Raw genomic sequence first — 18,890 nt, 5'->3', positions numbered from 1 at the left:
GTCTGGGAATGGAGGAGGATAACCCACTACTCGACCTAGTCGCCTGCCTTTTTCACGCCTTCGACTCACTCGACTCTACCGAAATCAAGGTTCCCGAGGACTGCCGAGTCGTTTGGCACGGGGAACATCTCCTGGTACTTTCAAAGGACGAGTCCATAGAAGTCCGCCTTAACGTTCCCGAGAACGTAACGATCTCACCTAGGGTCGCCGAAGGGCCGACGGAGATCCGGGTCCACGTTGAGAGAGAGGAAGAGCCGGAGCGCGGACTGGAAGACCGCTTACTTTCCGCGGTCCGTGAGTTCCGGCGCAGACTTCGTGAGATGTCTGTTTCGACGAGTAGGCGGGATGGGACCCCGACGGAGGTAGCCATCCCACCGATTTTCGAAGTCGACTCGCCCACGTTACTCGAGCTGGAGTATTCGATGGGCCGCATCTCGTACGTGTTCGGCCGCACCGAGCTGAAACGAGCACTATTCGCGCTCGCATTAGCCAAGACAGCGACGATTTGTGCCGCAAGGAACGCAGTCTCATCTCCAACGAACCTAGTGGAGGAAGTGGAAGCCGACACCGTTGTTTCTCCATACCTGCGTGTTGGCCGGGAGATAGTCGAACTCGATGCGATCCCCGCGAAGAAAGTGATCTCACTCAAGGGAATACCGGAAGACGTTAAAGTGTGGTGGCTCAACTGGAAGTACCTGCCGAGGGTCATGGCCTGGGGCATCGACGGGATCACGGCCGAGATAGGATGGAGGAGTTCGGACCTCGTGGTAGGGTACGTGGATATTCAGAGTAGTCTGTACGCGTACTTCTTGTCGACGCTCCTGAACGTGCCACTGTTCGATTTCTCGTACATGTGGTTCCTACATCGACGGACCAAGCTGTCCAAGAGGAAGCTCTGGAAGGACGAGAAGGGCGAGTGTCACTACGTCTTCTGGACGCAGATGGAGGCCTTCGAGAAGCTAGGCGTAGAGGACATCGTATTGTTGTGCACGCGTGAGGAATGCAAAGGTTGGGTAGCAGAGTGTATACGGGAGGACACAAACGTGAGGGTGGTGGAGGTGTTCGAAGGGGATACTAAACGGGAGGGATTACGCGTCGAAGAGATAGCTTTGACCCTCGGGGAGGAGACACGACCGGCACCCTGTGATCCCGGAGAGCCCGCGGATACCCAGCCAGCTAAGTTCAGCACCGGAGCTTCCAGTGTCGCTAGATACTTACCTCACCGTGGCGAAGATGGCGGAGGAGCGTATACTACCGATAATCAGCTCTGAACGATCGCACTCAGAACATCTGTGACGCTGACGACACCGACGGGCGTTCCCTCGCAGCTCAACACGAAAGCTCGAGTGGTCTTCTTGCGCTCCATCTCTTCAAGTGCGTCGAGGAGGGTGTCGTTCGGCTCTACGATAGCCGGTTCGGGGTCCATCACTTCCTCGACGGTCGTCTCCAGGATGTCCGCCCAATCCCTCCCCCGCTCCACCACGAGATCCATTATGTGCTCTTCTTCCAGCACTCCTACTAGCTCACCGTCAGGCCCCACAACGGCCAACCCATGTACGCCGGCTCGGACCATCTCACGAACGGCGTCTCGCACGGTGTCCGTCATCCGGACCTGAACGACACCTGTGACCATGTAGTCCCTAACGTACAGGCGCTCCGGCATCTCGAATCTCCCCGTGACAGTTGCAGGGGAGTTACGTTATGAAGGTGAGCCTAGCGGGACAGACAGTGGATGTGAAGAAAATCCTGAACGAAATCCCGAAACGCACGGTCACAGCGGTCCTGCTAGAGAACGGGGAGATCGTAGCTGTCGAGGAAGCCAACGACGAGCACGCCGAGCGTAAGCTGGTACGACGATACGATGTTGAGGGGAAGGTCATCTTCGTGACCGCCAGACCGTGCCTTTACTGCGCTCGAGAACTAGCGGAAGCCGGTGTGGCGGGCGTCGTATACCTCGGCCGAGGCCGAGGTCTCGGCCCCTACTACCTGGCCAGGAGCGGCGTGGAGGTGGTGGAAGTCCACCCTGATGAGCCGCTAAGTTACGATCCGGTGGACCGGCTGGACGTGCTCATTACGTTCGGGGGTAACCCGTATCTCACCGAGGAGGACGTAGCCGCCCGAGTTTATTGCCTGCTGACGGGGCGTGGACTAGACGCAGACATCGCCCCGGCCCCAGAGAACCTCTCAGGTCGAGTCGAGATAATGGTGACTAGAGGCGACCCGGACGAGGCTGTCGAGCTCCTTAAGGAAGAGTTCCCCGTGTTCCGTATCAGGCGGTTCCTGATCAGCGGCGAATTCGACCGTGACGGGCTCAGGAAAAGAATCCTCGAGGACATTGAGCCCCACATCCTCGATCCTTTTGCCGTCAAGGCCCGGATCGCACGAGCCGGGACGTTCTCCTCTTCACGTGAAGCCGAGGTGTTCATAGGGGACGTACTCACATCCGTTGGTCACGAGGTCGACTTGGACGATCCGAGAACAGTCGTCACCGTAGACGTCTTGGGGCCGAGGGTGTCTGTCGGCGTTGAGAAGCGTTGAGTACCTGGCGTACCTGCGATCCAAGTACGGTATCCGTCCAAGGCGACGCTTGGGTCAGCACTTCATGGTAGACGACAATATCCTCGAGTTCATGGTGGAGGCAGCTGGGATACGCGAGGACGACGTCGTGTTGGAGATAGGAGCCGGACCCGGACTTCTAACCCGTTACCTGATGACCCGAGCGGGTCAAGTGATCGCCGTCGAGCTAGACGGACGCATGGTGGAGATTCTGGAGCGAGAGCTAGGTGAGGCTCCTAACCTCGAGATAGTACGGGCCGACTTCTTGGAGTACGACGTTCCGGACGACGTGAACAAGGTCGTGGCCAACATTCCCTACAACATCTCATCTCCTATCACGTTCAAGCTTCTGGAGCTGGACATCGACGTCGCGGTGTTGACCTACCAACGGGAATTCGCCGAGCGAATGGTGGCAGAACCCGGATCAAAAAAATACAGCCGACTCACCGTGATGGTGAACTTACTAGCGGACGCAGAGCTCCTCAGGGGAGTACCACGTAGTGCCTTCATCCCTCCCCCACGCGTGAGCTCCTCCGTGGTCCGACTGACACCCAAGCCGGAGGAGGAGCGTCCCGACGTGGATCTGGACACCTTGGAATCCGTATGTCGAGCCCTCTTCCAGCACAAGAACAAAACGGTGAGGAACGCGTTACTTCTCTCCGCTCATGAGTGGGCAGCCGATCGCAAGCAGGCTCGGAAGGTACTGGAAAGGCTCCCTAAAGACATACTATCCGAGCGTCCGCTCCATCTACCTCCAGAACGTGTGGCAGAGCTCGCCGCCGCTATCGAGAGTGCACTGGGGTAGGTAGATGGAGCTCGAAATTTGGTCACCGGTCCGATTGTTCGGGGCTACTCCTGGCGCCGTCGTGGGTATCTCCCGGACGGACACCGAGGTCCTGTTCGATCCGGGCGGTTGGCGTCCCGGATACGACAAGAGAGTGCCTCCGTGGGCCGAATTACCAGAGGATTTGAAGTCGGCACCGGGTTTGTTCTCACTGTTCGGGGAGCCCGATCCAGACTATACACTGATCACACATCATCATACGGACCACGCCAAACACGGAGGCGAGTACGGGGAGTCCTTCGCGCACCCCGATGCGGCCGAGAGGATCGAGCGGAGGTTCGGCTACAGACCGGAAGATCCAAGCCGGTGTGAAGTCGTGGTAGAAACCGTAGAGACCGGCCACTGTCCGGGTGCCATGGCGTACTTGGTGGAACTGGACGGTATCCGAGTATTCTTCACAGGGGATGTGAATACCGAAACGTTCTTAGACGCCCATCTACCGCGGGCGGACGTCCTGATCTCGGAGTGTTCAGGCGTGCCAGGGCACCTGGACCGAACGGGTCTGGAATTGCTGTGTCGAAAGGTGAAGCCGCGGATCGTGGTACCAGTGCACTTGATCGCCTACGACCCGTGGTTCATCCGGGAGTTGGACGTCGACGCGGCTGTGATCGAGCCTCACCTAGGGCTTTCCGTCGACCTCGAGCCCGCTCTTAGCGCGGAGGTACCCTGCGCCCGGGAGTACCACATGTGCACGAGGTGCGAGCGCGGTAGAGGGTGCCCGGTGTTCAGGTTCGTCCGACACCTGAGATGTCCCGAGTGTGGGAATCCACCTACGCTCGACGGAGAGGATTCCGAGTCCGTCAGGCTCGTGTGTCCCCGATGTTGTGCACGCTCGAGTACTGTAGATTACGCCGAGATCATCAAGGCAGTCGCGGAGTACGCTGTGGAGCGCTCGGACGTTGAGGATTGGAAACCGGCGGAGGCTCGGCCTGGGGAGTACTCGTCATCCGAGTGTCGGCTAAAGGAATTCTCACCACGGCCCGAGAGCGGCGAGGACCGAAACGTTTAACGTTTTCCTGAAACCGAATCCATTAGTGGAACCTAACGACGATAATGAAGAGGAGTGGGCGGATGGCACGGTAGCTCGGGAAGACCCAGACGTGAACTTTACCATCTGTAGTGGCCCGCGCGGTGGTATACCTACGCTCCATACTACCCGACTCGGCTAGGAATTCCTCGTCCTTCTAACGCTTCCACGTCGATCTCTTCTAGTATTTTCACTACTTTACCTGAAACCACCTTGTCCGACACCACCCCCGTAATTTCCACTTCACACTCCGTTCCGACTAACTCTCGAGATCCTTTAAGCCGGACCTTCGGACCACCCTTCACCGGCCAACCTATCGCGTCTCTAGGATGGCGTAGGTCGGGCTCGGCGACGTAGACGCGGATTCTCTTCCCGACCATCCTACGTTTCAGCGCCTCGTTCAGACGACGCGCCGTATCCGCGATGAGCCGACTCGCCTCGTCGTTACGTGGACTGGGACCTGGAGGGAAATCTCCGAAGGCCGAGGCGGGAATCGGTCGAAACCTGTACACGGTGATCTTCTCGGCCCCCATCTCGACGGCCCGTTTCATGGCCTTAGCCGTGAGTTTCGCGGACCTCATCGTTTGCCCGGGTAGTCCGTAAACGAAGTACGCATGAGGCCGTAAACCAACCCTCCGCAGGGTGCGGATCGCGCGCAACGCCTCCTTCAACGTGTAGGGTTTCCCGATCGCGCGGAGCAGCCTCGGATCCCCGGTCTCTACCCCTACGCTTACCGAAGTATCTCGGCAGTACTCACCGAGGAGCTCCGCGACCTCCCGGTTCAGTAGGCACGCTTTCACGTTCTCGACGAAGAGCACGTCCACATGCTTTGATGTTCGTCGCAGGAGGCGCCTTAGAGCCTCGACGTTCGGAGGTGGAGTCCGAGGATCCGTCAGTAAGTCGTCTCGACCGTAATCCAGTACATCGGATGCGCTGAGAACTACTCGACGGACCCCCTCCCGGACGAGTCCCCGTACTTCTCGTACCACTTCGTTCAACGGTCTCGACCTAGCCGGCCCGAAGATCGAAGGTACTGAGCAGAACCCGCAACCCGGTGGAATACCTTCGGGACACTCCCACCGTTCTCCACCCTCACCTTCCCGGCAGTTCCCACATCCAGAACATTTGCGGCCGTCGGGTAGTTCAAGAGTCGTCCTGCAGGAGTTGCTGCATCCGCGGACGATCTCGACGTAAACGCGTGCAGCCCACCGGTTTGAGTAGGCTCGGATGTATTCCGGATTGACACGAGTGAATCGCCTGGAAATGGGCCTAGGACCCGGAAAGTCCACCTCAGTTCCTCGCCGGAAATACACGCCGCGGACGGGTCCACGCTCCTCCAAGAGTTCAGGTAGGGTCTCCTCAGCTTCACCGATCACGGCCGCGTCGGCCCCAGTTTTGAGGAGTGCGTTCGGATCGGCGGCTCCGGGACCACCGATGAACCGAAACGTCTGCGGCCGTGTGTGATCGAAGACCCTTCGGGCGGCCCGCTCGTCACCGGTCATTATACTGACACCTACGATATCGTAATCCATAACATTATTTAGTCCTAATTTTTGTAAATCCTCATAAGTAATCAACGACACTTCATAATCGTTTTCCAGTAACGATGCGACTGTCCTAGGACCCGCACCGATAACATCTCTGGATCTAGTCCTACACCCTTTCCCTGCGCCAAGCGCGTCTACTACCAAGACACTTTGACTCAATCCGCGTAACCCTCTCGTCGTAGAACGGAAAGGGTATTCAACCGTTAAATGTGCCTCTACTCGATCACTGAACACACCCTAGTTTTATGTTCTTCTTCCGTGACTACTGGGACGGGCCGATGGGGGGTGAGGCGTTGGCGGAGGGTGCCGTGGAGATTCAACCGACCACGAGACATGAAGGTCATGCTAAGCTAGTGTTATACGTCGACGACGAGGGCTATGTGGAGCGCGCTTTCTACCTGAATACTTCGGCGGTCCGAGGTTTCGAAGCGCTGGCAAAGGGAAGGCCCGCGGAGTTCGTTCAGGTAGCCGTTATGAGGATCTGCGGAATCTGTCAGGCGACGCACGGAACCGCGTCCGCCGAGGCCTTCGAGCGGGCTATGGACATCGAACCTCCCAAGGACGGGAAACTCCTGCGAGAACTCTGCGCCTTAGGTAACAGGATTCAGTCTCACGTGCTCCATCAGTTGCTGGTACTGGATGATTTCGTCGAGAATGAGGACGAAAAGGTCGAGGCGATCAAGAGGATCCAGCAGATCAGGCGGATCGGACAGTACGTGGTGGACGTGGTCGGAGGTGAGGGAATCCATCCACCCAACATTAGGATCGGAGGGATGGCCGAGAACATCTCGGAAGCGGCGCGTAGGAAGCTTTACCGCAAGCTACGTGAGGCGCGCGAACTGATGATGGAGCAGCACGAGTTCATGGTAAACATCGTCGAGAGGTTCGGCGACAAGAACGACCTCGACATCGACGAATTCGGCAGACACGACCAGCCGTTCCTGGCTACACATACTACTTATGGGGACCCCGACCGGCTGGACATGGACCGCGTGGTGGAGCTGCTTCCAATCGAGTACTACGGAGAGGAGCACAAGGAAGTCGCGTACCAGCATCGGGGCCAGATCCCGCTTTACGACGGTGTTCCGGTAGAAGTCGGACCAAGAGCCAGGTACGTGCTCTTCGATGGAGTGGATCCACACGGAGTCCTGTACATCCATGTATTAAGGTCACAGGAAACACTAGCAGCTATCGACCGGGCGATGACGATCCTGGACGAACTCAACACCAGCGGTAAGACCATAGCCGAGTGGGAGCCGAGGTCGGGAGTCGGAATCGGAGTTCACGAAGCCCCACGGGGCACCAACGTGCACATCGCTAAGGTGAACGAGAAGGGTATCGTCGAGGATTATCGCATCATTGCAGCTTCCACGTGGAACTTCCCGGTGGTAGAGAAGTCCATAGAGGGAGAGCACGAAGAGTATGCCGAGGTTATCATGCGATGTTACGACATATGAGCATCGTGTGCCGCTCACGTGGTGAAGGAAGTCCGCGACGCCGACTCCCGGGAGAAGATCCGGGAGTCGGTGGTTAAGCTCGCTTAAAACACCATTGGGATGAACGCCGCGGGGAACCCCGAAACGGGGACCCGCGGCGCGACCGCCCCCCACGCGGGGGGCCAGTTTCCTCACCTAGACCTTGACACCCTTGACCTACATTCTCCCGTTCTTTCCACCTTTCTTCCCCTTCGGATTGGGGGTGTTGAGTTGGTCCGAGTGGCCTATGTACAACTGGCCGGGTGCTGTGGATGTTTAGTGTCCCTAGCCGATACGTACGAACGACTTCTGGACATACTGGAATCTATCGAGCTGGTCTACTGCCAGACCCTCATGGATGAACGTGAGATTCCGGAGTGTGATGTGGTCATCGTGGAAGGCGCGGTATGCCTGAACGACGAGCACATGCTAGAAGAAGTAGAGGAGCTGGAGGAGCACGCCGACACGATCGTGGCACTAGGTGCGTGCGCGAGTACGGGGAATTTCATGCGATTCTCTCGGGGGAACCAGCAGGCGGCACCCACGCACGAGGCGTTCGTACCACTCACGGAGGTAGCGGACGTCGACTACGCCGTCCCGGGATGTCCACCGGCACCCGAAGCTATCGAGCGGTTCCTAACGCTCCTTCTGGAGGGTAAAGAGGAGCTGCTCGAACCGTTCGCGAAGCTAGCGGAAGGTAAGACGGAGTACTGCGGTTGCGACCTGATGTACCACGTGGTGAACAAGAGCATGTGTACGGGGTGCGGCACCTGCGCGGCGGCCTGCCCCACGCGGGGGATCGAGATCGTGGACGGCAGGCCGGTGGTAAACGAGAGCCGGTGCATCAAGTGTGGTGCGTGTTTCACGCAGTGCCCGAGGACGATCTGGCCGGGCGACGAGGCCATCAAGGAGATGATCATGGGGGATGAGTAACCGTGAGCGAGTTGGACGAAATCATGGTTAAGGGTGATCCAGAGCTGCTGGGAGACCACCTCGGCGTGTTTACGGCCCGCTCGACCGAGAGCAAGATAACAAAGATCACCCAGGACGGAGGGATCGTCTCCGCCGTCATGATCTACGGCCTCGAGGAAGGACTATTCGACGGTGTGATCGCCGCCGTCGCGGACCCGGACGACACCGAGGAGCCGTGGAAGCCACGTCCCGTGGTCATCACCGACCCGGACGAGGTCCTGGAGGCGGCTGGGACCAAGTATACGTACTGTCCTAACGTGAGCGTTCTCAAGGAGGCAGTTAGGAGCTACGGCTGTGAGAAAGTGGCGATGGTAGGAACCCCATGCCAGATCCGGGCCGTCCGTAAAGCACAGTTCTGCCCGATAGGGATGAGGCACGTCCCGGACAAAATCGAGCTACTGATAGGGATCATCTGCATGGAGAACTTTCCGTACGAGGGTATGAAGACGATCATCGAACAACTCTGCGGCGTGTGGGTGCGCGAAGTCGCCAAGATGGACATCGGTAAGGGCAAGTTCTGGGTGTACACGAAGGACGGTGAGGTGAAGTCGATCCCTATCAACGAAACGCATCCCTTCGAGGGTGAACCGTGTCACGTGTGCACGGATTACTGCGCCGAGCTATCCGATCTAACTGCCGGCTCGGTGGGTTCACCTGACGGATGGAGCACCGTGATCGTGCGGACAGAGAAGGCAAAGGGGATACTCGACGACATGGTGGATCAGGGTCTGCTGGAGGTGAAGAGTATCGAGGAGGTCAAGCCGGGTCTCGGCCTCGTTCAAAAGCTCGCACAAGTGAAGAAGGACAAGAACCAGAAAGAGATCGAGGAGCGAAAGGAGCTCGGCCTACCGGAACCGGGCAAGGTGCACGAATCCCTTTAAAGCCGGTAGTATCGGAGCCCCAGTTCTCTCGCCTTCTCCCACGCTTTTTCCAGTTCGTTCGCGGACGGTCGCCTGTTTATCTCCGGATACTCGTACGCACGGTGCTCCGGGCGGTACTGGGGCATAACGTTCAACGGCGTGTCCGTACCCAGCTCTTCGGCGATCCATTCCAGGATCGGAAACGTACAGCACTCCACGTTACCTGGTAAAACGAGGTGACGCACGATCAAGTCGCACTGCCGATCCGCCTCACGATGGTTCCGGGTCACTATCTCCCAGTAATTCGGGGCGTTCGAGTACTTCTCCGCGCACTCGTCGTTGCCGTACTTGAAATCCGTCAAATACAGATCAATAACGCCGTCCAACAGCCTCATGGCCTCCTCGGTCAAGTACATGTTGGAGTTCCAAACCTGCGGGACGTTCACGTCGAGCCGCCTGAGCACCTCCAGAACGTAGTGAATGTTCGGTGCTGGGTCTCCCCCGACCCAGTTCACGTTCCTAGCACCTCGAGATCGCCGGTGCCGGATCACTCGGGCGAGTGACTCCGGCTCAACGTACACCCCGTTGGTCGGCTGGAAAGCTATGTCCCAGTTCTGACAATAGATGCATCGGAACGTACACCCGCAGAAAAACACAGTGTGTGAGGGTACAAGCACACGTTCTTCGCCCATATGCAGGAACTCCGAGGAAATCCTGGGTTTGATTGGAACCCGACAGAACCCATCTTCACGGGCCCGATCGACACGACACCTCCGCTCGCAGAACGTGCATTCGCGGAGGATCTTCCGGGCGATCTCCAGCTTCAAGTCGAGGAGGTTCGGCGAGGTCTCCTCGAGATCCCCGGGTGCGGGACGCTCTTCCCACCTTGCGCGGAACTCTTCCATCGCTTCATCGTGTTCCTTCCACAGGTCCTCTAGCTCCCCCTCCGTGGTTTCGACTGGAACGGTCCGTGCTACCATGAACCGAGCCGCAAGTTCGTCGTCATCGATCGAGTGATATTCAGTGAGTGGCTCCAACACAGGCTTCACCCCTCTCAGTCGTACACTCCCCGCGGTCCCATCGGCATCGGCTTCTTACGGAGGTAAGGATCTACGGCGTAGCGATTCAAGGTCCCGCTGTTGTACAGCGCCTGGAGTTTGTCGTAGTTCCTGAGTTCCGCTAACGCCGCGTCTCCGTAGAAGACGATAGGGGCGAAGTTACCCAGTGCAGCCAAGGTAAGTGCGAGTACGCGCCCGCCGTACGCAGAGAGGATCCAGAAGTACGGTTCCGCACCACATCCGAGGTTCCAGAGTGGATTACCGTTACGACACGACCCGTGCCACACCACCATCGTACGTCCGGGAACAGCCGACTCCAGGTCACGCACATGGTTTATGGCTTCATGCATACTACGGAATTCACGCCGATCTGCGATCCAGATGCCCAACATAGGACGTTGACCGTAGAGTACGTCCTCCATCACCAACCACAGCTCAGGTTGTGCGAAGACCGTGCGGTAGTCGTACCACCCGAGCTGGATGATGAGTATCCCGCGGTACCAGAAGTGACTGTATCCGATCTTCCCTGCGTTGTGAATCACGAGGATCTTGGAGTACCCGTGCTGTTTGGCGAAGTTGACCAGGGCCAGGATATGTGGGGTGCCCGGAGCGATGTCCGGGTTGTGTAATTTGACGTAAACGGCTCTCCCCCACGGATCACCTAAGAAGCGTTGGAATTTTGAATACTCTACGGAAAGTAGAAAGAAGTACAGAACGATCAATCCGACCCCAACTAGCCCGAAGAGGCGCCTCAGTCCCATTCAGCCGCCCCTGAGCTCCCTCTTCAGGGCTTCCCACATCTCGTGCTCCGGCCCGCACCCGGATGCGAACACGGGGCCATCCGCCTCTTCACACACCCTACGCATCTCCTCGACTTTCTCCCGCATCCGATCGTGCGGGATGGAGTGGAATTCCGCGTCGAACTCCTCTGTCAGTTCCTCGTAGTATCCTTCCGCGGCTTCCACGGACTCCCTGCCCGGAAACACGTGCAGCTCGTCCGGATCGAGGGCTCGCAGGACAATCCTGTGCATTTCGAAGATGGGGTGCTCATTCTCATCCGGCGTAGTGTACACACAGACTTCTACGTTCCCCGCTACCGAGAGCATCAGGTTCGCGTTAGCCTTGAAGGCATCCCCGTTGTCCCCCTGACCGACGCCGACGGGCTTACCACCCACGTTCAGCACCTCGAACCTGCCCGGTGGAATGAACTCGAGTGGGTCCAACCCTTCGATTACCCGTGGAATGGTCCCTTCCGGATCCTCGGGCCGAGGGGTAACCGCGAGGTACAGGGAGATCGCGCAAACGCTGTTATAGACGTTATGGAGACCGGGCAGCTGGAGTTCGTAGGTGAACTCCCCCTCCAGTCGTTCTCCGGTCACGGCGTTAGTCACATCGTACGACAGCGTAACCTTCCACTCGTCCGGACCGCCCTTGAGCCTTACCACGGCGACGTTCGGGTCGGGTCGCGAGAACTCGCAGTCTCGGCACGAGTATAACCCCTTATGGTTGAAGTAGCGGGTCTCGTAGTTCAACTCGCCGCCACACGCAGGACACTCGAGCTTCTCGGTCGGTGGCGTCAGATCCTCGATTTCGACATCCAAACCGTAGAAGACGTACTCCACGGGGTCACCGCGTTTCTCGTCGCGGATGTAGGTAACACGAGGATCATCCGCGTTGAGTATCAGCACACCGTCCTTCAGGGGTCTCGCCAGGAGGCGCTTCGCCTCGAAGTACGCCCCGAATGGATCCTCCTTGTCCGCGTTCTCCCGGAAGTGTTCCTTCGAGATAGTCGTATACGCGATCGCCAGCGGGTTCACGAGCTCGCAGACAATATCTGGAATCCCGTACTCACGGCTGCGAATCCCGTACTCCGTCACCACGAGCTCGGCCTTCCTACCCTTAAGTAGGCCCGTCGTAACGGCGTTGATGGTATTGCTATCGTAGTTGCACGAAACCTTCGCATCTTCGGCTAGGAGCGCACAGGCGAGTCTGGTAGTCGTGGTCTTACCGTTGGTGCCCGTGATCAGCACCACTCCGTACTCCGGCCGCCGTGCGAGCTCGCGAACGGCGTCGAAGTCGCCAACCTTGATCACGGTCCACCCGGGAAAGCTCCGCCCCATACCGGGCCCGAACCGGACTGCCTTGAGCGCGAGCAGTCCGGCCAACTCCGCCAATTTCGACCTCAAGGACATGACACGTCCCCTACCTGTGTAACGCGTTTCCAGTAGTTTGATTAACGATCCCGGCTGCGGAGCAAGGGGGTGTTAACGTGAGGTGGACTCCCGCACTGACGGCTATCGTAACGCTCCTAGCCCCGGTCTCATCGACGACGGTGAACGTCGCCATGTGGGTAGGAGACGGGGCCGCGTCCAACTGCGTGGAAAGCTCACTGAGAGCCATCGAGTACTGGAACGCGAACTACGCCGGTGCCTATCACATTAACGTGATCACTTACGCGTCACCGTCGGACTGGAAGGCCGTCTTAGAGACGGGACGAGATCCGTATACGGGCACCCGCATCGACGTGATCTACGTTCCGGGCGGATACCACCCAGAGTGGCATTGGGACTCCGACTGGATCGACCTGCTATGTCACGCGCAGATCGACCTCGGCATCGGGTACGTCGGTATCTGCGCGGGCGCGTACTTACACGCCGGAGTGACGCACCGAGGGGCCATCGGCGAGGATCTCGTGGTGGACGGTGTAACGGCTATCGACGGCAACCGGGGGAACGGGTACGTCTCTGTGCTGATCCAGCAGAACCCCATCACCCCACAATCCACTTGGGGAAAGATCTACGAGTATTACTACGCGAACGGTCCCGGGATGGCCGCGGAAGACGGCTCGGTGTTCATCTCCGACAACAGGTGGTACAAAGTGTGCTGGTTAGATGGGAAAGAGATTAGAATCGACGTACAGGGGTTCGGGAAGTACGTTGAAATCGTCAATGGTTGGGCTATGGTACTCGGATGGTATAGCGTTAAGAAGGACGGCGAATGGGAACCGAGGGGTCGATTCGTCCTATTGGGCGTGCATCCGGAACTGACCGAGCGCACGGGGGCCTGGAAGCTACTGGCGCGCGCCCTGATCTGGGCGGCCGGATACGAGCCGAAGGAAACTCCGACGAAAAAACCGGGCTCTAGTGTATCAACGCCGCTAGTGCCAGCACTACCGATACGTTTACCAAGGTCTCGACGAGTGTGCGGGTAGTCGCACCGAGCAACCCCCTCCTGCCGAGGAACGTGACGGCAGGAGGGAACAAGAACTGAAGATGAATCCTCGGTAGAGAAAGGGCCCTACCGAACGCCAACGCGAGTGCCAGATCCTCCATCCGCAGCTTCCCGGACGCCCGGAGATCCGCACCTAAAGCGGCCCCTACAGCCACGTTGATCAGACACCCGAACACCACCAAAGACGCGTCTGAAGGGAGTCCAACGAACCTAGCCAACGGTTGAAGGGATCTCTCGATCCACTCCGTCACGCCATACCCTTCGCCCAGCTTAACCACCACCATCGCCAAGGCGACAGCGGGCCCTACCCTGAAGAACACCCTATGGGCGGTACGCCAAGGGTCCCGTACGAGCGTGATCTTACCCATGCTACCATTATCCTCACGTTCGAGTAGTAGAACACGCCCTAATATGGAGGTAAGCAAGGCGCTCGCGGCCGATATGCAGACCATGAAGAGACCCGCAGGACCCACAGTGGGTACGACCACGGGGAGGTAGAATTGAAGGGCCGCCGCTACGGAGGTAGGAAAGGCTAGGAGGAGCAGTAAACCCATGGCCTCTCTGATGGAGTTCACATTGTTCTGAGCCGCGTAAAGCGCCATAGAGGAACTCAAGACCGATAGCGACGCGGCGTGACCGTAGGGGCCGGACCCAACCACGGGTTTCAGTACTCGGAGTAACGACCGGGCGCATGCTTCGGAGGACCCTAAGTAAGACGCGATCAAAATCCCCATGTACATGCACAGAAGCGTCCTGATTATCTCCAGGATCCAATTCAGTCGCCTCACCTCCCCAGTGCATCGAGGACGTTTAGAAGGACGTGCTCCGGGTCTCCACCTCCCGCTAAATCCTCCAACTGTCCCCAGACCCTCCCAGCCTTCCGAACTATCCGATCGAGATCCGGTACAGTGATGAGGACTTCCACCTCACATATCGATCTGGTCCGTCTTACCAACACCCCGCGTCTAGATTTCAGCGCGTACCGACCGGACTCTGGATTCCTCCGGAACCTCACGGTCACGTCCTTACCCCGTAGAACCGTCACCAGCTCGCATCCCTCCGGTGTAGTCCTTCCCAACTCCACAGCCGCCGAAAGGAACCTCGGAATCTCCTTCCGGTCCGCGCCGATTTCAGAGAGGAGAATTGAAGCCACTGCCGCGGCATCCTCCGAGACCCTACCCGAACACGAGAAGAACGCAGAGCCGCCGGCGTTGATACGTAGGCGGGTGGTTCCCGAGGTCACGCGCATCATCCCGGACACTCCATCCACTATAACGTCGACGTCGCGCTCGGGACGCAGCAACTTAAGGCGCTCCTTGACGTCTTCCTCTTCCACCCCTACGACTTTCACTCTCACCCTCGAACTGGTCATAGACCTCCCCCGAAATCATTATATTTTTGTAAGGCCGACTCTTGGTTGGCCCGGGGATCGAGGCCGCGGCAGCTCAGTAGGTAGAGCGCGGGACTGTTAAGGCCCGATGAGGAGAGGGCCGCAGATATCCCGTGGTCCCCGGTTCAAGTCCGGGCCGCGGCGCCAGACCACGAATTGTTATTGGACTTGTAACAATTCCGGTCCGATAATCCGACGCATCAACTTTCCACGACGGACGGGCTCCTCTCACGCCGTCGTTTCCTTCAGACGATCAGTCGCGTTCCCAGGCCCACTCGTAGATCGTTTTGGAGTGAACAAGGTCTTGGCAACAGAACCGAAGCCGCGTGGTGACCACGATCGCACGACCACTCGACGAGCGAAGCCCGCGCAGCCCCGGCAATCGAGCGGCCGCCATCTCAACCACGGCCGAAATGCTAGATGAGTACCATTTCGCGGTCGTCGAAACGCGCCATGGTGTCGATGCGCTCGAGGAGAAGCGGCACGGATCGAACGCCGACGACTAATGGACCTCGACCTCGAATTCTACTTGTCCAACGGACATATAGTCCTCTGCTATCTCCCTCGACCTTCTGCCCCCTTCGGCGAGAACTAAGCGGACACGTGCAACTTCTCTCCGGTTCCTAGACGCGCTTCGGCATCGTGATTGCGCTCATCTCACCGGGGTGCTGTCCCAGAGTGTAAGGATATGATCCCTCACGTAGATCGTGGTGGCGGGATTCCACAACCTCACTTCTAAGTGTCTCGGCCAGTGAGCGCTCCGTGAACCCCCTGGTCGTACTTGAGGGCCCGAAATCCGACAGCAGCGCGGGCGGGGTGGTGTCTTCTCAACTCCACGGGAGATGAGGTTTTATCGGTAGGTACGCAACGAACTGGGGATGATGATCATGCAAGCCGCGGACCGAGTGAAGAATACTCCCGCCCCTGACCCTCGCGTAAACGTTTCAAAATTCGTAACAATACGAGGAGGTAGTGTGGCGCGGTCGCGGCATCCGGCGGATCATCGGCTCGGGTCTAAAGCCCGTGCTCACCGCCGGCTACCTCTACCCGCGCCGTCTTTCAGCCTGCTAGGGGTCGATCATCCCGACTAGGTCTCCCCGTCGTGAGGTCATCACGAGAGTATTTCGACGGCTTTCTCCCTCACGATCCTGAGGTTCCTTTCAATCCTTTTCATTTTCTGGCGCTCGAGGCGAGCCCGACGTCGCCGTCGGACCTCACGTCCAAGCTCTCGACACGCCCGCTGCACCGCACGCTTTACCTCATCCTCGACGTATTCGCTACCTATTTCCTGCTTGGCGGGCCCACTGAACGGAACGAACGGGGAATTCACGTTCACCAGGATCAGCAACCGGTCCTCCTCGAGGCCGTACCGGCCGAAATCCACCTCGTCTACGCCCTTGGTGATGGAGCAACCGCTCGCCCTGAACATCAACGGGGCCCTGTTCGCGAACCTCCATAGGTCTCCTTCACCACCGTAACCCACGGCTACCTCGACTTGGATTACGTTGTCGCGCAGTACGAGCGGTCGTCGGGAGACCGCTGAGACCAGTCGAACTCCTTCCGATTTCAGCGCAGCCTTCAGCGCCGACTCCCCGATCGGGGAAACTACGTAGGACGGCGGGCGCATGAAGTCCATCTCGTGCAGCACCTTCACGATGAGCTCGGCCTCCTCACGAGTCAATTCTTTCGGGTCCTTCTCCAAATCCACACAGCCAGATAGTCGCTCCCGAAGCTCTTCGACCCTGGCCTCTGAGAACCTGCAGAGCTCCCCGACGAGCATTGTTCGAACGGTCCTCCGGGACGTCCGCTCGGCGATCCTGAGGAGCTTGTGAGCGTCGATGGCATGAGGATGGGGCTTCAGCACCCGGGGTGGGTCGGGAAGTTCCCTGACCAACGGCTTCCAAACGTGTGCGTTACCGTCGGGGTCTCGGAGGGATATTCGAGCGTGAGGATTCACCGCATGCAGCCTACGAAGGTACTCCCGGGGACCGCGGCGGCCGGACTCGTAGACGGCATCCCCGATGGTCACTTCCACCGTCGTCCCGCGACGGCTCGCGGGTCGCTTCTCTCGCCGGACGATCACCGGCTCGTTGGTCGAAGGATCTGGTTTGACCTCGAAGTAGTGCGCGGTTTTACCGTCAGTAGATGTGAGCACGCGCACGGGCTCGCCCGTGGTGATCAGGGCGTAGAGGGCTACGCCGGCTGCACCGATCCCCTGCTGGCCCATCGACTGTATCCCGTAGATTGGGTCGAACTTGTCTCCCGCGAGGAACTTGCCGAACACCTTCGGCACACGCTCCGACGGGATCCCCGGTCCGTTGTCGGCCACTCGCACCCGGTACACGTTTTCCCCTTCGCGTCGGATCACCACACGTACGTCGGGGCGTATGCGGTTCAGATGGCACGCGTCCATCGAGTTAGTGACGAGCTCGTGAACAGTCATCACCATGCTCTTCACGGGTCCGTCGAACCCGAGCATCTCACGGTTCCGCTCGAAGAACTCCGCTGGTGAGGATTCGCGCCACTCCAACCGTTCCATCCAGCTACCCCTTCAGCTCCAAGATGATATCCTCGACGCGTTCCTTCCAGTGCTCTACTCGCCTGACGGCGGTCTCTCTATCACGCGCCTCTCCAAAGACTCTGATCAAAGGTTCGGTACCCGAGGGCCGTACGAGTACCCAACCATCCTCGTAGAACAACTTCACACCGTCGATCGTCAAGATATCCTCTAACTCCTCTTCCTCGACTAGTGATTCGACACGCTCCATAACCTTCGGCTTGAGATCGTCTGGACATTCTACACCGGTCTTATGCAGGTGATACTTTGGTACTTCGGCCAGTAAGTCGTCGAGCGATCCCACCTCGGCGACGAGCTTACAGATCAGCAAGGCAGTGATGATTCCGTTCCGGGAGAGATGGAAGTCCGGGTAGATTATCCCGCCATTCTCCTCACCACCCAGTGCGGGGTCTTCCGCCCGCTTGAGCTCCTCCACAACGACGGGCTCCCCAACCTTCGTCCAGATTACCTCGCCACCGCGATCCTCGACGACCTTCTGGACGCACATCGAGGAGCTGACCGGTGTGATCACCTGGCTCCCCTTACCCATATCGAGCGCCCACGCCGCTACGATCGCCAGCGAGTAGTCCCCCGGGACGAACTCGCCGTCGCCTGTGATTAGAATTAGTCGATCAGCGTCCCCGTCGTGGGCTAACCCGAAGTCCGCTCCGGCAGCTCTAACCATACTCATCGTGGTCCTCAAGTTCTCCTCTGACGGCTCGGGCTCACGCCCTGGGAACCGCCCGTCCGGATGTGCGTTGACGCTGATCACCTCGACATCTAGTTCCGAGAGGAGGCGCGGCGTGACCAACGACGCCGCACCGTTCGCAGCGTCAACAACGACTCGCAGACCCTCTCCGTTAAAGTCACCCACGTAATCGAGCACAGCTTCCTCGAAATTCAGGAGCAGGTCCGGCGCCGAGACCCGGTTTCCAACGCGGTCCCACGGAACCCTGTCCGGGCTCTCCTCGAAGTAAATCTCTTCGATTTTCTGCTCGTCTTCCCTAGACAGTCCGCATCCGTCCGAGCCCAACAGCTTGATACCGTTGAACTCAGGCGGGTTGTGCGACGCCGTCACCACGGCACCGGCGTCGAACCCCTCCGCGTCTGTCAAGTACTGCACGGCGGGAGTCGGTGCGACCCCTATGTCGATAACGTCGCAGCCCGCGGCAGTTAGACCCGAGATCAGAGCATCCTTGAGCGTGTCGGTGCTGGTCCGGGTGTCACCGCCGACGAGGACTTCCGCGTCACCTCCGAGGTACGTTCCGAACGCGAGTCCCAACCTTCGGGCGACATCCTCAGTGAGATCCTCCCCCACTATACCACGAACTCCGAAGGTACCGAACAACTTACCCATCGACCGACCCCCGGGT

At 58.7% G+C, this 18,890-nt stretch carries 17 protein-coding genes and 1 tRNA gene; 9 read left to right on the top strand and 9 right to left on the bottom strand.

Annotated features, from left to right (window positions below; translation table 11 throughout):
* Window positions 1–8 precede the first annotated feature (8 nt).
* Window positions 9–1,271, top strand: a complete 1,263-nt coding sequence (locus tag BW921_RS06385) for a hypothetical protein (protein ID WP_148689046.1) — start codon at window positions 9–11, stop codon at window positions 1,269–1,271.
* Here the strand turns inward: BW921_RS06385 and BW921_RS06380 are convergent.
* On the bottom strand, window positions 1,262–1,663 hold the full coding sequence (locus tag BW921_RS06380) for a CBS domain-containing protein (protein ID WP_148689045.1): 402 nt from the start codon (window positions 1,661–1,663) through the stop codon (window positions 1,262–1,264). The two genes, BW921_RS06385 and BW921_RS06380, sit on opposite strands and share 10 nt — an antisense overlap.
* 38 nt (window positions 1,664–1,701) lie before the next feature.
* On the opposite strand from BW921_RS06380, the gene BW921_RS06375 reads away from it, so the two are divergent.
* From BW921_RS06375 to BW921_RS06365, 3 genes are read left to right on the top strand one after another with little or no spacing between them, the layout of a single operon-like run.
* Window positions 1,702–2,538 carry a THUMP domain-containing protein gene (locus BW921_RS06375; protein WP_088336056.1) on the top strand — a complete coding sequence of 279 codons (837 nt, stop codon included), beginning with the start codon at window positions 1,702–1,704 and terminating at the stop codon, window positions 2,536–2,538.
* Window positions 2,525–3,361, top strand: coding sequence for a 16S rRNA (adenine(1518)-N(6)/adenine(1519)-N(6))-dimethyltransferase RsmA (rsmA, locus tag BW921_RS06370; RefSeq protein ID WP_148689043.1), 837 nt, complete (start codon window positions 2,525–2,527; stop codon window positions 3,359–3,361). Before BW921_RS06375 ends, rsmA begins: the two co-directional genes overlap by 14 nt.
* A 4-nt stretch (window positions 3,362–3,365) precedes the next feature.
* Window positions 3,366–4,409 carry an MBL fold metallo-hydrolase gene (locus BW921_RS06365; protein ID WP_148689042.1) on the top strand — a complete coding sequence of 348 codons (1,044 nt, stop codon included), beginning with the start codon at window positions 3,366–3,368 and terminating at the stop codon, window positions 4,407–4,409.
* 143 nt (window positions 4,410–4,552) lie between these two features.
* Here BW921_RS06365 and BW921_RS06360 read toward each other — a convergent pair whose 3' ends face one another.
* Window positions 4,553–6,133 carry a radical SAM protein gene (locus BW921_RS06360; RefSeq protein WP_148689041.1) on the bottom strand — a complete coding sequence of 527 codons (1,581 nt, stop codon included), beginning with the start codon at window positions 6,131–6,133 and terminating at the stop codon, window positions 4,553–4,555.
* A gap of 134 nt (window positions 6,134–6,267) precedes the next feature.
* Between BW921_RS06360 and frhA the strand changes: the two genes are divergently transcribed.
* From frhA to frhB, 3 genes are all read left to right on the top strand, one after another.
* Window positions 6,268–7,518: a coenzyme F420 hydrogenase subunit alpha gene (gene frhA, locus BW921_RS06355; protein WP_236953733.1), complete on the top strand. Its 1,251-nt coding sequence runs from the start codon at window positions 6,268–6,270 to the stop codon at window positions 7,516–7,518.
* A 162-nt stretch (window positions 7,519–7,680) separates the two neighbouring features.
* The gene (gene frhG, locus BW921_RS06350) at window positions 7,681–8,382 is read left to right on the top strand and encodes a coenzyme F420 hydrogenase subunit gamma (RefSeq protein WP_148689040.1); all 702 of its coding nucleotides are present in this window, start codon (window positions 7,681–7,683) and stop codon (window positions 8,380–8,382) included.
* Window positions 8,383–8,405: 23 nt separating this feature from the next.
* Window positions 8,406–9,302 (top strand): coenzyme F420 hydrogenase subunit beta, encoded by an 897-nt coding sequence (gene frhB / locus BW921_RS06345; RefSeq protein WP_148689325.1) that lies wholly within the window; start codon window positions 8,406–8,408, stop codon window positions 9,300–9,302.
* Here frhB and BW921_RS06340 read toward each other — a convergent pair.
* From BW921_RS06340 to BW921_RS06330, 3 genes are read right to left on the bottom strand one after another with little or no spacing between them, the layout of a single operon-like run.
* On the bottom strand, window positions 9,299–10,321 hold the full coding sequence (locus tag BW921_RS06340; RefSeq protein WP_236953732.1) for a radical SAM protein: 1,023 nt from the start codon (window positions 10,319–10,321) through the stop codon (window positions 9,299–9,301). The two genes, frhB and BW921_RS06340, sit on opposite strands and share 4 nt — an antisense overlap.
* A gap of 14 nt (window positions 10,322–10,335) precedes the next feature.
* A complete protein-coding gene (locus BW921_RS06335; protein WP_148689038.1) occupies window positions 10,336–11,100 on the bottom strand; it encodes a hypothetical protein in 765 nt (254 codons plus the stop codon).
* Window positions 11,101–12,531, bottom strand: a complete 1,431-nt coding sequence (locus BW921_RS06330) for a Mur ligase family protein (protein WP_148689037.1) — start codon at window positions 12,529–12,531, stop codon at window positions 11,101–11,103.
* A gap of 77 nt (window positions 12,532–12,608) precedes the next feature.
* Between BW921_RS06330 and BW921_RS06325 the strand changes: the two genes are divergently transcribed.
* Window positions 12,609–13,550 carry a hypothetical protein gene (locus BW921_RS06325; RefSeq protein ID WP_148689036.1) on the top strand — a complete coding sequence of 314 codons (942 nt, stop codon included), beginning with the start codon at window positions 12,609–12,611 and terminating at the stop codon, window positions 13,548–13,550.
* Here BW921_RS06325 and BW921_RS06320 read toward each other — a convergent pair.
* Window positions 13,480–14,358, bottom strand: coding sequence for a hypothetical protein (locus BW921_RS06320; RefSeq protein WP_148689035.1), 879 nt, complete (start codon window positions 14,356–14,358; stop codon window positions 13,480–13,482). The genes BW921_RS06325 and BW921_RS06320 overlap by 71 nt on opposite strands.
* Window positions 14,355–14,942 carry a hypothetical protein gene (locus tag BW921_RS06315; protein ID WP_148689034.1) on the bottom strand — a complete coding sequence of 196 codons (588 nt, stop codon included), beginning with the start codon at window positions 14,940–14,942 and terminating at the stop codon, window positions 14,355–14,357. Before BW921_RS06315 ends, BW921_RS06320 begins: the two co-directional genes overlap by 4 nt.
* 62 nt (window positions 14,943–15,004) lie before the next feature.
* On the opposite strand from BW921_RS06315, the gene BW921_RS06310 reads away from it, so the two are divergent.
* Window positions 15,005–15,107, top strand: a tRNA-Asn gene (locus BW921_RS06310).
* Between the two features lie 964 nt (window positions 15,108–16,071).
* Here the strand turns inward: BW921_RS06310 and BW921_RS06300 are convergent.
* Together BW921_RS06300 and glmM are read right to left on the bottom strand one after the other, a co-directional pair.
* The gene (locus BW921_RS06300) at window positions 16,072–17,499 is read right to left on the bottom strand and encodes a DNA topoisomerase VI subunit B (RefSeq protein ID WP_148689032.1); all 1,428 of its coding nucleotides are present in this window, start codon (window positions 17,497–17,499) and stop codon (window positions 16,072–16,074) included.
* A gap of 4 nt (window positions 17,500–17,503) precedes the next feature.
* Complete coding sequence (gene glmM / locus BW921_RS06295; protein ID WP_148689031.1) at window positions 17,504–18,874, bottom strand: phosphoglucosamine mutase; 1,371 nt, start codon at window positions 18,872–18,874, stop codon at window positions 17,504–17,506.
* Window positions 18,875–18,890: the final 16 nt, after the last annotated feature.

This window comes from Methanopyrus sp. SNP6, from assembly GCF_002201895.1.
Lineage (GTDB): Archaea > JAADCQ01 > Methanopyri > Methanopyrales > Methanopyraceae > Methanopyrus.
The sequence above is the reverse complement of the archived record's forward strand: the minus strand, read 5'-3'. Positions and strand labels throughout refer to the sequence as shown.

Bases quoted from the DNA above. Each gene is read 5' to 3' on its own strand.
- BW921_RS06385 (WP_148689046.1), top strand. From the start codon at position 9: ATGGAGGAGGATAACCCACTACTCGACCTAGTCGCCTGCCTTTTTCAC.
- BW921_RS06380 (WP_148689045.1), bottom strand. From the start codon at position 1,663: ATGCCGGAGCGCCTGTACGTTAGGGACTACATGGTCACAGGTGTCGTT.
- BW921_RS06375 (WP_088336056.1), top strand. From the start codon at position 1,702: ATGAAGGTGAGCCTAGCGGGACAGACAGTGGATGTGAAGAAAATCCTG.
- BW921_RS06365 (WP_148689042.1), top strand. From the start codon at position 3,366: ATGGAGCTCGAAATTTGGTCACCGGTCCGATTGTTCGGGGCTACTCCT.
- frhB (WP_148689325.1), top strand. From the start codon at position 8,406: ATGGTTAAGGGTGATCCAGAGCTGCTGGGAGACCACCTCGGCGTGTTT.
- BW921_RS06335 (WP_148689038.1), bottom strand. From the start codon at position 11,100: ATGGGACTGAGGCGCCTCTTCGGGCTAGTTGGGGTCGGATTGATCGTT.
- BW921_RS06330 (WP_148689037.1), bottom strand. From the start codon at position 12,531: ATGTCCTTGAGGTCGAAATTGGCGGAGTTGGCCGGACTGCTCGCGCTC.
- BW921_RS06315 (WP_148689034.1), bottom strand. From the start codon at position 14,942: ATGACCAGTTCGAGGGTGAGAGTGAAAGTCGTAGGGGTGGAAGAGGAA.
- BW921_RS06300 (WP_148689032.1), bottom strand. From the start codon at position 17,499: ATGGAACGGTTGGAGTGGCGCGAATCCTCACCAGCGGAGTTCTTCGAG.
- glmM (WP_148689031.1), bottom strand. From the start codon at position 18,874: ATGGGTAAGTTGTTCGGTACCTTCGGAGTTCGTGGTATAGTGGGGGAG.